The organism is Roseivivax sp. CAU 1753 (assembly GCF_054482575.1).
Genome location: NZ_JBTLRF010000003.1, coordinates 294,847 through 308,135 on the forward strand (window position 1 = coordinate 294,847; position 13,289 = coordinate 308,135).

At 68.9% G+C, this 13,289-nt stretch carries 11 protein-coding genes and 1 tRNA gene; 8 read left to right on the forward strand and 4 right to left on the reverse strand.

Annotated features, from left to right (window positions below):
• Window positions 1–91: 91 nt before the first annotated feature.
• The 3 genes from leuD to ACXYMN_RS08915 are packed head-to-tail and all read right to left on the reverse strand — an operon-like array spanning window position 92 to window position 2,870.
• Window positions 92–679 carry a 3-isopropylmalate dehydratase small subunit gene (gene leuD, locus ACXYMN_RS08905; protein ID WP_459013224.1) on the reverse strand — a complete coding sequence of 196 codons (588 nt, stop codon included), beginning with the start codon at window positions 677–679 and terminating at the stop codon, window positions 92–94.
• Window positions 679–2,076 carry a 3-isopropylmalate dehydratase large subunit gene (gene leuC, locus ACXYMN_RS08910; RefSeq protein WP_459013225.1) on the reverse strand — a complete coding sequence of 466 codons (1,398 nt, stop codon included), beginning with the start codon at window positions 2,074–2,076 and terminating at the stop codon, window positions 679–681. The genes leuD and leuC overlap by 1 nt, the downstream gene beginning before the upstream one ends.
• The gene (locus ACXYMN_RS08915; protein ID WP_459013226.1) at window positions 2,073–2,870 is read right to left on the reverse strand and encodes a GntR family transcriptional regulator; all 798 of its coding nucleotides are present in this window, start codon (window positions 2,868–2,870) and stop codon (window positions 2,073–2,075) included. Before ACXYMN_RS08915 ends, leuC begins: the two co-directional genes overlap by 4 nt.
• Before the next feature lie 150 nt (window positions 2,871–3,020).
• Between ACXYMN_RS08915 and ACXYMN_RS08920 the strand changes: the two genes are divergently transcribed.
• The 7 genes from ACXYMN_RS08920 (at window position 3,021) to ade (ending at window position 12,129) form a co-directional block, all read left to right on the forward strand.
• Window positions 3,021–3,578, forward strand: a complete 558-nt coding sequence (locus tag ACXYMN_RS08920; RefSeq protein ID WP_459013227.1) for a nuclear transport factor 2 family protein — start codon at window positions 3,021–3,023, stop codon at window positions 3,576–3,578.
• A complete protein-coding gene (locus ACXYMN_RS08925) occupies window positions 3,575–5,284 on the forward strand; it encodes a hydantoinase B/oxoprolinase family protein (protein WP_459013228.1) in 1,710 nt (569 codons plus the stop codon). Before ACXYMN_RS08920 ends, ACXYMN_RS08925 begins: the two co-directional genes overlap by 4 nt.
• Window positions 5,281–7,359 carry a hydantoinase/oxoprolinase family protein gene (locus tag ACXYMN_RS08930; RefSeq protein ID WP_459013229.1) on the forward strand — a complete coding sequence of 693 codons (2,079 nt, stop codon included), beginning with the start codon at window positions 5,281–5,283 and terminating at the stop codon, window positions 7,357–7,359. The genes ACXYMN_RS08925 and ACXYMN_RS08930 overlap by 4 nt, the downstream gene beginning before the upstream one ends.
• 1 nt (window position 7,360) lies before the next feature.
• Window positions 7,361–7,975, forward strand: coding sequence for a cysteine hydrolase family protein (locus ACXYMN_RS08935; RefSeq protein WP_459013230.1), 615 nt, complete (start codon window positions 7,361–7,363; stop codon window positions 7,973–7,975).
• Window positions 7,972–8,838, forward strand: a complete 867-nt coding sequence (locus ACXYMN_RS08940; RefSeq protein ID WP_459013231.1) for an isocitrate lyase/PEP mutase family protein — start codon at window positions 7,972–7,974, stop codon at window positions 8,836–8,838. Before ACXYMN_RS08935 ends, ACXYMN_RS08940 begins: the two co-directional genes overlap by 4 nt.
• Window positions 8,831–10,195: an FAD-dependent oxidoreductase gene (locus ACXYMN_RS08945; protein ID WP_459013232.1), complete on the forward strand. Its 1,365-nt coding sequence runs from the start codon at window positions 8,831–8,833 to the stop codon at window positions 10,193–10,195. The genes ACXYMN_RS08940 and ACXYMN_RS08945 overlap by 8 nt, the downstream gene beginning before the upstream one ends.
• Window positions 10,196–10,434: 239 nt before the next feature.
• Window positions 10,435–12,129, forward strand: a complete 1,695-nt coding sequence (gene ade / locus ACXYMN_RS08950; RefSeq protein WP_459013233.1) for an adenine deaminase — start codon at window positions 10,435–10,437, stop codon at window positions 12,127–12,129.
• A gap of 155 nt (window positions 12,130–12,284) precedes the next feature.
• On the opposite strand, the gene rlmB is transcribed toward ade, so the two are convergent.
• Window positions 12,285–13,067: a 23S rRNA (guanosine(2251)-2'-O)-methyltransferase RlmB gene (rlmB, locus tag ACXYMN_RS08955; protein ID WP_459013234.1), complete on the reverse strand. Its 783-nt coding sequence runs from the start codon at window positions 13,065–13,067 to the stop codon at window positions 12,285–12,287.
• A gap of 127 nt (window positions 13,068–13,194) precedes the next feature.
• Here rlmB and ACXYMN_RS08960 point away from each other — a divergent pair.
• Window positions 13,195–13,278, forward strand: a tRNA-Tyr gene (locus ACXYMN_RS08960).
• Window positions 13,279–13,289 lie beyond the last annotated feature (11 nt).

Consider the following 13,289-nt stretch of genomic DNA (forward strand, 5'->3'; position numbering starts at 1 on the left):
GCGCCGGGTGTGTCCCGGGCGCTGTTGGTTGCGTCCGTGTCGGGGCCGGTTTGCCCGGGCCTCCTCTTGGCACCGATACCCCCGGTGCGGATCAGTCCTGCCGGGGCCAGGCCCAGGCAGCGTCTCGGGCGCGCGCGGTGCGGAACGCCGCGATGGCGTCCACATGGGCGCGAGTGAGATCGATATCGTCCCATCCGTTGCGCAGCTTTTCCGCCCAGAGCGGGGGCAGGTCGAAGCCGTATGGCTGGCCGTTCACGCGCAGCGTCGCCACATCGAGGTCGACCTCGACCCGCGCGGTCGCGTCCCCCATCGCGGCAAGGATCGCATCCGTGTCAGCGACGCGCGCGGGCAGCAGACCGTTGTTGACCGCATTGCCCGCGAAGATGTCGGCAAAGCTGTCGGCGATGACCACGCGGATGCCCGCATCGACCAGCGCGTAGACCGCCGCCTCGCGCGACGACCCGCAGCCGAAATTCGCACCCGTCACCAGCACGCTTGCTTCCGGATGCCGGTCCAGCAGAAATGCCGCATCGCCTTCGCGCAGGTCGCGCATCAGATATTGCCCGTAGCCTTCGGCGCGGCTGGCCGACATGAAGCGCGCGGGGATCAGCTGGTCGGTGTCGATATCGGCGCGCGGCCACGCCACCGCCTGCCCCTTATGCGTCGTCCAGCCGGCCATTACAGACGCCCTTCCAGCAAGGGCCGCGCATCCGTCAGCGTGCCGGTGACCGCCGCCGCCGCGACCATGACCGGCGACATCAGATGCGTTCGCGCGCCCTTGCCCTGCCGACCGCGAAAGTTGCGATTGGTCGAGGACGCGCAGCGCTTGCCGGGTGCCACGATATCGCCGTTCATGCCGACACACATGGAACAGCCCGACGCGACCCATTCCAGCCCCGCCTCGGTAAAGACGCGGTCCAGCCCCTCGCGTTCCGCCTGCGCCCGGATCAGCATCGAACCGGGCGAGACGACGCCCGGCACCTTCGCCTTTCGCCCCTTCAGCACCGCCGCCGCCGCGCGCAGATCCTCGATCCGGGCGTTGGTGCAGGACCCCAGAAAGACCTGATCGACCGGCGTGCCCTCCAGCGTCTGGCCGGGGCTCAGCCCCATGTAGTCGATCGCCGCGCGCACCGCCTCGGCCTGCGCCGCGGGCAAGTCCCCGGGGTCCGGCACGCGCCCGGTGATCGGCAGCGCCTGCTCCGGGGTGGTGCCCCATGTCACCGTCGGCGCGATCTCGGCGGCGTCGAAGACGGCCTCCCTGTCGAACCGCACGTCCGGGTCGCTGTGCAGATCGCGCCAGGCGGCGCAGGCCGCGTCCCATTCCGCCCCCCGGGGCGCGAAGGGTCGATTTTTGACATATGTAAAGCTGGTATCGTCCGGCGCGATCATGCCGAAGCGCGCACCGCCCTCGATGGACAGGTTGCACAGCGTCATGCGCGCCTCCATCGACATGGCCCGCACCGCGGCGCCTGCGTATTCGACCGCGTGCCCCGCCGCCCCCGCGGTGCCCAGCGCCGCGATCCAGTGCAGCGCGACGTCCTTGGCCGTCACCCCCGGCCCGAGCGTGCCATCAACGGTGATCCGCATGGATTTCGGCTTGGCCTGCCAAAGCGTCTGCGTCGCCAGCACATGCGCCACCTGCGTTGCGCCGATGCCGAAGGCCAGTGCCCCGAAGGCGCCGTGGGTCGAGGTGTGCGAATCGCCGCACGTGATCAGCAGCCCCGGCAGCGTCAGCCCCTGTTCGGGACCGATCACATGCACGATGCCCTGCCGGGGATCGCCAAGGCCGAACAGCGGAATGCCGTGCCGTTTGGTGTTTTCCTCCAGCCGTGCCAGCATCTTGGCGATCTGCGGATCGGCGACATGCTGACGCCCCCGGGTCGGCGCATAGTGATCCGCGACGCCGAAGGTCAGCCCCGGCTCCGCGACGTCCAAGCCGCGTTCTGCCAGCTTGGCAAAGGCGTGGTGCGATCCTTCGTGCACCAGATGCCGGTCGACCCAAAGCAGCGACGCGCCCTCGGCGTTGCGCGTGATCTCATGCGCCTGCCACAGCTTGTCGAGCAAGGTCCGGCTCATGTCTCCGCATCCCCGCCGTCGTCGTCCGGATCGCCCACCACCGGTTCCCAGTGGCGCGCCTGCCCCTTGCCCACCCGCGTCAGGGTCATGTCCAGATGGAACTTGTCGGGCCGATAGAGCGCCGAAAGATATTCGATCCCGCGCCCGTCCGCATCGCGCACCACCCGCCGCAACCACAACAACGCCGATCCCGTCGATACCTCGAGCGCCGTGGCGACATCGGGCGAGGCCAGCGTGGCGCTGACCGTCTGATGCGCCGTCTCGACCGCGACGCCCGACCGTTCAAGCAGCTGGTAAAGCGGCGTATTGGCCAGATCGGCCTCGGAGTAGTTGCGCGCGATATCCTCGGGCACATGGGTGGTCAGATGCGAAAACGGGCGCTCATCCGCCAGCCTGACACGGACCGCCGTCTGCACCCGCGCCTCCGGCCCCAGGGCCATGGCGCGGGCCACCGTATCCGGGGCGCTGCCATAGGAAAACGACAGCAGCCGCGCCGAATGCCGCCCCATCTCGACGATCTGCGGGATCAGCGAGGTCACGTCCGCCGCCATCGCCCCGGCCTCGCCGTTGCCCAGCACGCGGGTGCCGCTGCCGGCCCGTCGCGCGACCAGACCATCGGCCTCGAGCGCATCGAGCGCGCGGCGCACCGTCACCCGGCTGACACCGTATTCGCGGGTCAACCGCTGCTCTCCGGGCAGCAGCGATCCGGGGCTGTGCGCGCCCGATGTGATATCGTCGCGCAGCAGCAGATAGACCCGCCGGGCCTTGCCGCCTTCCGGTAGACTGGATCGCATGTGATCGCCCATCGGCACCTCTCGAATCCCGTCAAACCGTAACGGGGTCGCTTGGAAATGCAAGAAATATGCTGTCAAAAATGGCCTTGATTTGTTTTCTGTATGCCGTAATTTCTGTCCTATATAAAATACATTGTTGCGAGGTGTCCGGTGCCGATTGTCGAACTGCACGTTCTCGAAGGCTATGACGACGACGCCCGAACGCGTCTCGCCGAAGGCCTGACCGATGCTGTCCGCGTGGTGGTCCCGGCCGACCCGGATGCCGTCACGGTGATGATCCACGAACGCACGCCAACCCAATACATGCGCGGCCGCGTTCCCCGCGTCGGCGCCCCGGCCCTGCCCGATCCCTGCGACCTCGTGCGCCGCTATCTGGCCACGATGGAAGCCCGCGACCTGGCCGCCGCCGAGGCGATGCTGGGCCCGGATTTCACCATGACGTTCCCCGGCTCGGGCCCGATGACCACCCTGGCAGAACTGATCGACTGGTCCGCCCCGCGCTACCGCTTCGTGCAGAAGACCTACCAAGGCTTCGATCTCGCGCCGACGCCCGGACCCGCCGTGGTCTATGCCCGCGGCACGCTGTCGGGCGCATGGCCGGACGGCACCGCCTTCGACGGCATCCGCTTCATCGACCGGTTCGAGGTGACGCGCGGCCTGATCACCCGGCAGGACGTCTGGAACGACATCGCCGAGGTGCGCCCATGAGCGACCCGACCCCGGATATCGATCCGATCACGCTCGCGGTTCTGGCCGGGCGGATGGAACAGATCGCCGACGAGATGGACGCGACCCTGTTCCGGTCGGCCTTCAACCCGATCATCGCCGAAGCGCATGACGCCAGCCACGGGCTCTACCACGCCACCACCGGCGACACGCTGGTGCAGGGCAAGTCCGGCCTGCCGATCTTCGTCGGTGTCATGTCCTTCGCGGTGAAGGCGGTAATCGACAAGATCGCCACCGACGGGCACGACCTGCGCGATGGCGACATCTACATCTTCAACGACGCCCATATCGGCGGCACCCACCTCAATGACATGCGGCTGGTGCGGCCCTGTTTCCGCGACGGGACACTGTTCTGCTGGCTGGCCTCGGTCGGGCACTGGCACGATCTGGGCGGCGGCGCGCCGGGCAATTACAACCCCGCCGCCAAGGACGCCTTCCAGGAGGCCTTCATCCTGCCCCCGGTGCGGCTGGCCCGCGCGGGCGAGATCAACCAGGACATCGTCGATATCCTGATGCGCAACACCCGGTTGCCGCAATCGGCAGAGGGCGACCTCAACGGCCAGCTCGGTGCGCTCGACCTCGGCACGCGGCGGATGAACGAACTGCTGGACGAATATGGCGGCGCGACGGTGAACGCCGCTCTCGAGGCGCTGTCGAACCGCGCCGAAACCCTGATGCGCGAAGAACTGAAGGACCTGCCCGATGGCCGCTGGGAGGCCGAGGATTTCCTCGACAATGACGGCATCTCGCCCGAGGCGCTGCGGATCCGAGTGGCGCTGGAGATCAGCGGCGACCGCATGGTGCTGGACTTCGCGGGCACCGCCGACCGCTGTCAGGGGCCGGTGAACATCGCGCTGCCGACCGCCGTGGCGACCGCCTATGTGGCGATCAAGCACATCTTCCCGATGCTGCCCGCCAATGCCGGTGTGATGCGCCCCATCGACGTCAAGATCCCCGACGGCTCGTTGCTGGCGGCGGAATTTCCCGCCCCCGTCGGCGGCTATACCGAAACCATCATGCGGATGATCGACGTGATCTTTTCCGCCGCCGCACAGGCCGCGCCCGAGCGGGTCGTCGCCAATGCCTATGGCACGATCAACGCGCTTTCCATCGCCGGGCGACGCAAGAACGGCCAGCCCTGGGTGATGTTTTCGTTCTATGGCGGCGGGCACGGGGCCTGCATCGACTCCAACGGGCTCAACCACGGCAACGCGCCGATCTCGACCGCGACGATTCCACCGATGGAGATCCTCGAGGCGGCCTATCCGGTGATGTTCCGGCAATGGGCGCTGCGCCCGGACAGCGCCGGTGCGGGCCGGCATCGCGGCGGCTTGGGCGCCATCTACGAAATCGAGGTGCTCGAGGAAAACGGCGCCGAGGCGTTCCTCTTCGGCGAACGCGGGCGGTTTTCGCCCAAGGGCATCGCGGGCGGCGGGGACGGCGCGATGAACGTCTTTTCCTATCAGACCGGCGAAGGCTGGGCGCACCCGCCGATGGTCTCGAAGATGCGCGGCATCCAGCTGGCGCAGGGCCAGTCGGTGCGGCTCGAGACACCCGGGGGCGGCGGTTACGGCCCCGCGTCCGAACGGCCCCCGACCGACGTCGCGGGCGATGTGGCCCGGGGGTTCCTCAGCGCCGGGGAAGCCACCCGCCTTTATGGCGACGCATGGCAGAAGGTGCCGACATGAGCGCCGGGACAGCAACAGGCAAGCGCATGATCGGCGTCGACGTGGGCGGCACCTTCACCGACGTCTTCGTGCTCGACGAAGCGACCGGCAAGGCATCCGTCGCGAAGGTGCCGACCACGCGACCAGACCAGTCGGGCGGCTTTCTCGACGGTATCGGGCGCGAGGTCGCGGACCTTTCGACGGTGTCGGTGGTGATCCACGGCACCACCGCGGGCACCAACGCGCTGTTGGAACGCAAAGGCGCGAAAGTCGGCGTCATCACCACCCAAGGTCTGCGCGACGTGCTTGAGATGCGCCGCCGCGACCGGCCCCGGACCTGGGGCCTGCGCGGCGATTTCGACCCCGTGGTGCCCCGCGAATTGCGCATCGAGGTGCCGGAACGGACGCTGGCCTGCGGCACCATCCGCACGCCGGTCGATCTGGACGCGGTGCGCGCCGCGGCGCAGCAGCTCATCGACGCCGACTGCGCGGCAGTCGCCGTGCTTTTCGCCAACGCCTATGCCAACCGTGAAAACGAGGACCGCGCCACCCGCGCGATCCGCGCCATGTGGCCCACCCCGCATGTCTCGGCCTCGTCCGAGATCCTGCCCGAGATCCGCGAGTTTGAGCGGTTCTCGACCACCGCGCTCAATGCCTATCTGCAACCCGAGGTGTCGGGCTACATCAACCGGCTCGATACCGCGTTGCGCGATGGCGGCTTCGGGTCGGAATTCATGATCGTGCAATCCAACGGCGGCGTCATGGCCACCGACACCGCCTGCCAGGTGCCGATCCGCACGGCGCTTTCGGGACCTGCCGCGGGCGTCATCGCCGCCGCGCATATCGCGACCGAAGCGGGCTTTCCCGACGTCATCACCGGCGACATGGGCGGCACTTCGTTCGACGTGTCGCTGATCGCCGAGGGACGCTCGATGCTGGCGCCCGAGACCTCGATCGACTTCGGCATGGTCGTGCGCACCCCGATGATCGAGATCACCACCATCGGTGCGGGCGGCGGCTCCATCGCCTGGGTCGACAAGGGCGGACTATTGAACATCGGCCCGGAAAGCGCGGGCAGCACCCCCGGCCCGGTCGCCTACGGGCAGGGCAACACCCGCCCCACCGTCACCGATGCCAACGTCGTACTGGGCCGGATCGACCCGGAAAACCCCATCGGCGGCAAGCTCAAGCGGCTTGATGTCGACGCCGCCGCCCGCGCCATCGACGCACATGTCGGCACGCCCCTCGGCCTGACCACGACCCAAGCCGCCGAGGCGATCCTGCGGGTCGCCAATTCGCGCATGGCCGGTGCCATCCGCCTGGTATCGATCGAGCGCGGCTTCGACCCAAAACGCTTCGCCTTCATGCCCTTCGGCGGCGGCGGCGCGCTGCACACCGGCGCGATGCTGGACGATGTCGGCATCGGACGGGCCATCGTGCCGCGCTATCCCGGCGTGACCTCGGCGCTGGGCTGCGTCATCGCCGACATGCGGCAGGACTTCGTGCAGACCATCAACACCACGGTCGACGCGATGGATGTGGCGGCGCTGGGCGCGTTCATGCAGGCGCATGTGACCCGGGGCCTTGCCATGCTCGACGCCTCCGCCAGCGCGTTCGACGCCCGCGAGACGGTGTTCGAGCTGGACATGGCCTATGTCGGACAGACCCATACCGTCGCCGTGCCGATCCCGGTCGCGGTGCGGGACGGCACCGTCACGCCGCCCTCGGTCGCGGCTGTCGCAGAGGCCTTCGATACAGCCTACCACGCCGCCTACGGACGGCTTCTGAAGACCGGCACGCGGCGCGTGATGAACCTGCGCTCGGCGGTGATCGGCAAGCGGCCCAAGTTCGACCTCTCGACCCTGGCGCCCGACGATGGTGACGCCGCTGCCGCGCTCAAGGGGCACCGGCGGGTGCATTTCGGCACCACATGGCACAAGACGGCGATCTACGACCGGCTCGCCCTGCCGGTCGGCGCGGTGGTCGCGGGCCCCGCCATCCTGGAACAGGCCGACACCACCGTACTGATCGAGCCGACCCTTACCGGCACGGTCGACCGCTTCGGCAATACCATCATCACCCGAAAGGACGCCTGACATGGGCCATGCCTTCGACCCCGGGCGCACTGCCCTGCTGACCATCGATCTGCAGAACGACTTCCTGCATCCCGACGGAGCCTACGGTCGCGCGGGCCAGCGCGCCGACGCCATCGCCGGGCTGCCGGGCTGCATCGCGCCTGTGCGCGACGCCCTGCGCGCGGCGGGCGGCACTTACATTTCCGCGCAGTTCACGCTGGTCCCCGGCCCGGGCGGTGCCCCCCTGATCGCACCGCACCTCAAGGCGCTGCGCCCGTTCCTGACCACGGGCGATTTTGCGCCCGGCGGGTTCGGACACCAGCTGGTCGATGCGCTGGCCCCTGCCGATTACACCGTCGAAAAGGTCGCCTATTCCGCCTTCTACCAGACCCGCCTGGAATACATCCTGCGCGCGCTAGACCTCGATACGCTGATCATCGGCGGCATCGTCACCAATGGCGGCGTCGCCTCCACCCTGCGGGACGCGCATCTGCGCAACATCGACACCGTGCTGCTGACCGATGGCTGCGCCGCGTTCAAACCCGAGGTCCACGCCGCCACGCTGATCTCGCTCGGCTCTCTGGGCACCCAGATGACCTGCCAGGACGCCATCACAATGATCGAGGACGCCACATGAGCCTGCGCCAACGTCTGCAATCCGACCGCATCCTCACCGCCCCGGGCGTCTATGACGGGCTGACCGCATCGCTGGCCGCCGAAGCCGGGTTCGAGGCGCTGTACCTGTCCGGCGCGGCGGTGGCCTATACCCGCCTCGGACGCCCCGACATCGGCTTGTCCACCGCGTCCGAGATGGCCGACACCATGGCGCTGATCGCCGACCGGGTGAACCTGCCGGTGATCATCGACGCCGACAACGGCTTCGGCAACGCGCTCAATGCCCAACGCACCATGCGGATGTACGAACGCGCCGGTGCCGCCGCCCTGCAGGTCGAGGATCAAAGCTATCCCAAGCGCTGCGGTCACCTGGCCGACAAGACGCTGATCCCCAAGGCCGAGATGGCGGGCAAGATCGCCGCCATGGCCGACACCCGCGCCTCGGACGAGACGCTGATCATCGCCCGCACCGACGCCATCGCCGTCGAGGGCATCGACGCCGCCCTGGCACGCGCCGATGCCTATATCGACGCCGGGGCCGATGTCCTGTTCATCGAGGCCCCCCGCTCTGCCGCGGAACTGGCCCGCATCGCGCACGCCTACAGCGACCGCATCCCGCTGCTGGCCAACATGGTCGAAGGCGGCGCGACACCGGTGTCGTCATCGCGCTATCTCGAGGAACTGGGCTTTTCCATCGTCATCTTCCCGGGCGGGATCGTGCGCGCGCTGGCCAGGACCGCACAGGACTATTACGCCAGCCTCGCGGCGCATGGGTCGAACACGCCCTTCGCCGACCGGATGTTCGATTTCAACGGCCTGAACGATGTCATCGGCACGCGCGCCATGCTGGACGAAGGCGCAAAGTGGGAAACACGCGATGGCTGAGATCGCCGCGCCCCCGGACAGCTACGATCTCGACGTCGAAACCCTGATCGTGGGCGCCGGTGCCTGCGGCATGGTGGCAGCCCTTGCCGCCCAAGAGGCGGGCCAGGACGTGCTGATGATCGAGGCCGATCCGGTGCCGCAAGGCTCTACCGCGCTGTCCGCGGGCCTGATCCCCGCCGCGGGCACCCGGTTCCAGCGCGCCGCGGGCATCGACGACGATGCGACCCGCTTTGCCGCCGACATCCAGCGCAAGGCCCATGACGAAAACGACCAGCGCCTGGTCGACGCGCTGGCACAGGGCTCCGGCCCGGCGATCGACTGGCTGGCCGATCGTTTCGATCTGCCGTTCTCGGTGGTCACCGATTTCGACTATCCCGGCCATTCCCGCCGCCGCATGCACGGCCTGCCGTCGCGCGCCGGGCGTGAACTGATCGACCGCTTGCGCACCACCGTCGAGGCGCAGGGGATCATGCTGCTCTGCAACCGCCGCGCCACCGTCCTGCACCACGAGGGCCGCAGGATCTCCGGCGTCACCCTGACCCGCCCCGACGGCGGCCGCGAAACCGTGGGCTGCGAAAAGCTGATCCTCGCCTGCAACGGCTTTGGCGGCAATCGCGCCATGGTCACCGAACACATGCCCGATATCGACGGCGCGCTCTGGTTCGGCCATGACGGCAATCGCGGCGACGCGGTCATCTGGGGCGCGGCGCTGGGGGCCGCGACGCGCCATCTCGGGGCCTATCAGGGTCACGGCAATGTCGCCCACCCGCATGGCATCCTGATCACCTGGGCGGTCATCGGTGCAGGCGGCGTGCAGGTCAACCGCGACGGCGCGCGCTTCTGGAACGAGGCACAGGGCTATTCCGAAGCGGCGCGTGCGGTGCTGGCCCAGCCTGGTGGCGTGGCCTTTGCGATATTCGACGGGCGCATCGCGGAAATTGCCCGCCAGTTCGAGGATTTTCGCAACGCCGAGGCGCAGGGCGCGGTCAGAAAAGCCGACACGCTGCCGGGTCTGGCCGCGGCCCTCGGGCTGCCGGCGGACCGTCTGGCGCAGACGCTGGCGGCGATCCCCCGGGACGGCACCGACGCACTCGGTCGCGGCTGGTCGGGGCAGACGCTCGCCCCGCCCTATTGCGGCGTGCGGGTGACCGGCGCGCTGTTTCACACCCAGGGCGGGCTCCGGACCGATGGCAGGGGCCTTGTGATCGGCACCGATGGCACCGCCTTTCCCAACCTCTACGCTGCCGGAGGGGCCGCCTGCGGTGTCTCGGGCTCGGGCGATGCGGGGTACCTGTCGGGCAACGGCCTGCTTGCCGCGGTCGTCCTGGGCCGCGCCGCCGGGATGGCCGGGGTCTGACCGTCGCAGCCCCCGGCCCGGTGGCACACCGACCCGATGCCACGCATGATGCATCCTCATCCCCGGCCGCCCCACCCCCTGCCCGGGGCCCGCTCCGGCGCCTCGTCCACACCAAACCTGCGGCCCCGGACCCCGCGCCGGGGCCCCGTCAACAAACACCGCAACCGGCGCGCAATGCTCTCGCCCTCCGCGGCGAAAACCGCCACACTCGGGCCAGCCGCAACCGAAAGCCTGCCACCATGTCCGATCTCGAAAACCGCATCGCCGCCGCCCGGGGCGACAGTCCCGCCGATATCGTCCTGCGCGGAGGCCGCGTGCTCGACCTTGTCACCGGCGATCTGCTGGAAGGCGACGTGGCCATCCTTGGCGACCGTATCGTCGGCACCTCGGCCTCCTACGACGCGGCGCAGATCGTCGACGTCAGCGGCCTGACCCTCGTGCCCGGCTTCATCGACACCCACCTTCACGTCGAGTCGTCGCTGGTGACCCCCTACGAGTTCGACCGCTGCGTCTCCCCGCTTGGCGTGACCACCGCGATCTGCGACCCGCACGAGATCGCCAACGTGATCGGTGCCGAGGGGATCCGCTATTTCCAGCGCGCCGCCGGGCACCTCGTCATGGACCTGCGCGTGCAACTGTCGTCCTGCGTGCCCTCGACCGACATGGAGACGGCGGGCGCCGAACTGACCGCTGACGATCTGGCAGCGTTGATGCACCACCCCTCGGGCATCGGGCTTGCCGAATTCATGAACTATCCCGGCGTGATCCACCGCGATCCCGCCGCGATGGCGAAACTGGCACTGTTCGCGGGCGGCCATGTCGACGGCCATTGCCCGCTGCTCTCGGGCAAGGATCTCAACGCCTATATCGCCGCGGGCATCCGCACCGAGCACGAGGCCACCAACCCCATTGAGGCGCGCGAGAAGCTGCAAAAGGGCATGCGCGTGCTGATCCGCGAGGGCTCGGTCTCGAAGGATCTGCACGCGCTGGCACCGCTGCTGACCGAACGCACCGCGCCCTACATGTGCCTGTGCACCGATGACCGCAACCCGCTCGATATCGGCGAGGAAGGCCATCTCGACCACATGATCCGCACGCTGATCGGGCTTGGCGTGCCGCAGCTTGCGGCCTATCGCGCCGCGTCGCTATCGGCCGCCGAGGCGTTCGGGCTGAAGGATCGCGGGTTGATCGCGCCCGGCCTGCGTGCCGATATCGTGGCGCTGCCGGACCTCGACGACTGCCGCGCCGCGATGGTCTTTGCCGGGGGCCAACTGGTCGACGAGGCCGCCTTCGCCACGCGTCAGACACAGGACCCCGTGGGCCGGCATTCGGTGACCGCCCCGACGCTTTCCGCCGCATCCTTCCGCGCGCCCTCGAACCGCGCCGAGACGCCGGTCATCGGCATCCGCGAAGGCCAGATCCTGACCGATCACCTGACCGAGACGATCACGCCCGAGGACGGCGACAAGCGCCCCGACCCGGCCAGCGATCTCGCCCGCATCGCGGTGGTCGAACGCCACGGCAGGAACGGCAACATCGCCACCGGCTTCGTGCGCGGCTTCGGGCTGCGGGCCGGGGCCATCGCCTCGACCGTCTGCCACGATCACCACAATATCGCCTGCGTCGGCATCGACTACGCCGACATGGCGCTGGCCGCGACGCGCCTGTCCGAGATCGAGGGCGGCTTTGTCGTGGTGCGGGACGGCACCGTGCTGGCCGAACTGGCGCTGCCGGTCGCGGGTCTCATGTCGCTGGAGCCGTTCGAGACGGTCCGCGCCGACCTCGAGGCCCTGCGCGCCGCGGCGAAAACCCTCGGCGTCACGCTGGCAGAGCCGTTCCTGCAACTGGCCTTCCTCGCCCTGCCGGTGATCCCGTCGCTGAAGATCACCGATCGCGGCATGGTCGACGTCGACAGGTTCGAACTGCTGCCCTGACGCCACACAGGTCCCGACACCGCGCACAAAGCACCGTCATCCTCGGGCGCGACCCGAGGACCTCCAGCCACCCAACGCCGCCCCTGCCCCGGACTTGATCCGGGGCCTCGCCTCTCGCTTTTTCCGGACTTGCTCCGGGGCCTCGCCTCTCGCCCCTACCGCACCCGCGCCGCATAGAGCGCCACCGCCGCCGCGTTCGACACGTTCAGCGATCCGAAGCCACCGGCAAAGTCGATCCGCACCAGCGCGTCGCAACTGTCCTTCGTCTTGGGCCGCAGACCCGGCCCCTCGGCCCCGAGCACCAGCGCCACAGCGCGGCTGCCCGCGTCGTCCACCGCCGCCTCCAGCGTCGTCTCGGCCTCTCCGTCCAGCCCCAGCACCACGTACCCCATGTCCTGCAACTGCGCTATGGTGCGCGCCAGATTGACCTCTCGCAGATAGGGCTGCCGTTCCAGCGCGCCGGACGCGGTCTTGGCCAGTGCCCCGGTCTCGGGCGCCGAATGGTGCTTGGTGCCGATCACCGCACGGGCGCCGAACACCTCGGCCGAGCGCAAGATCGCGCCCACGTTATGCGGATCGGTCACCCGGTCGAGCAGGACCACCCGCGGCGCCGCGACCCCGTCGCCCTGCGCCACTTCCTCGAGCCGCCCCCAGTCCAGCGGCTTGACCTCAAGCGCGGCCCCCTGGTGCACCGACCCGGGATCGAGCGGTGCGGCGAACTTGCGCGGATCGCTGATTTCGGGTGCCATGCCACTGGTCGCGATCGCCTCTGCCAGCTTCTCGGCGGCATTCGGCGTCACGATCAGGCGCAGCTTTTCGCGCCGGGGATTTTCAAGCGCATCGCGCACCGCGTGCAGGCCGAACAGCCACAGCGTCTGCGCCGCGTCCAGCTTTTTCGCCTGCTCCTTGTCGACCACCCAGCGGGGCTTTTTCGCCATCTCTCGCGCCTTTCGCTTGTCCCCGATTGCCTGACCGAGCCGGGTCCCCGTTGCAAGGGATTTTCCGGTTGACGTCGAAAAGGGCCATCTGTATTCGACGCCTCACTTGTCGGGTCCGCCCGACGATGGGCGACGGGCTGCAAGGTGCGGCAGCGGACTGTAACTCCGCCGGGGAGACCCACGCCTGGTTCGATTCCAGGGTCGCCCACCATTCCCCCAACC

Bases quoted from the DNA above. Each gene is read 5' to 3' on its own strand.
- leuD (WP_459013224.1), bottom strand. From the start codon at position 679: ATGGCCGGCTGGACGACGCATAAGGGGCAGGCGGTGGCGTGGCCGCGC.
- leuC (WP_459013225.1), bottom strand. From the start codon at position 2,076: ATGAGCCGGACCTTGCTCGACAAGCTGTGGCAGGCGCATGAGATCACG.
- ACXYMN_RS08915 (WP_459013226.1), bottom strand. From the start codon at position 2,870: ATGCGATCCAGTCTACCGGAAGGCGGCAAGGCCCGGCGGGTCTATCTG.
- ACXYMN_RS08925 (WP_459013228.1), top strand. From the start codon at position 3,575: ATGAGCGACCCGACCCCGGATATCGATCCGATCACGCTCGCGGTTCTG.
- ACXYMN_RS08930 (WP_459013229.1), top strand. From the start codon at position 5,281: ATGAGCGCCGGGACAGCAACAGGCAAGCGCATGATCGGCGTCGACGTG.
- ACXYMN_RS08935 (WP_459013230.1), top strand. From the start codon at position 7,361: ATGGGCCATGCCTTCGACCCCGGGCGCACTGCCCTGCTGACCATCGAT.
- ACXYMN_RS08940 (WP_459013231.1), top strand. From the start codon at position 7,972: ATGAGCCTGCGCCAACGTCTGCAATCCGACCGCATCCTCACCGCCCCG.
- ACXYMN_RS08945 (WP_459013232.1), top strand. From the start codon at position 8,831: ATGGCTGAGATCGCCGCGCCCCCGGACAGCTACGATCTCGACGTCGAA.
- ade (WP_459013233.1), top strand. From the start codon at position 10,435: ATGTCCGATCTCGAAAACCGCATCGCCGCCGCCCGGGGCGACAGTCCC.
- rlmB (WP_459013234.1), bottom strand. From the start codon at position 13,067: ATGGCGAAAAAGCCCCGCTGGGTGGTCGACAAGGAGCAGGCGAAAAAG.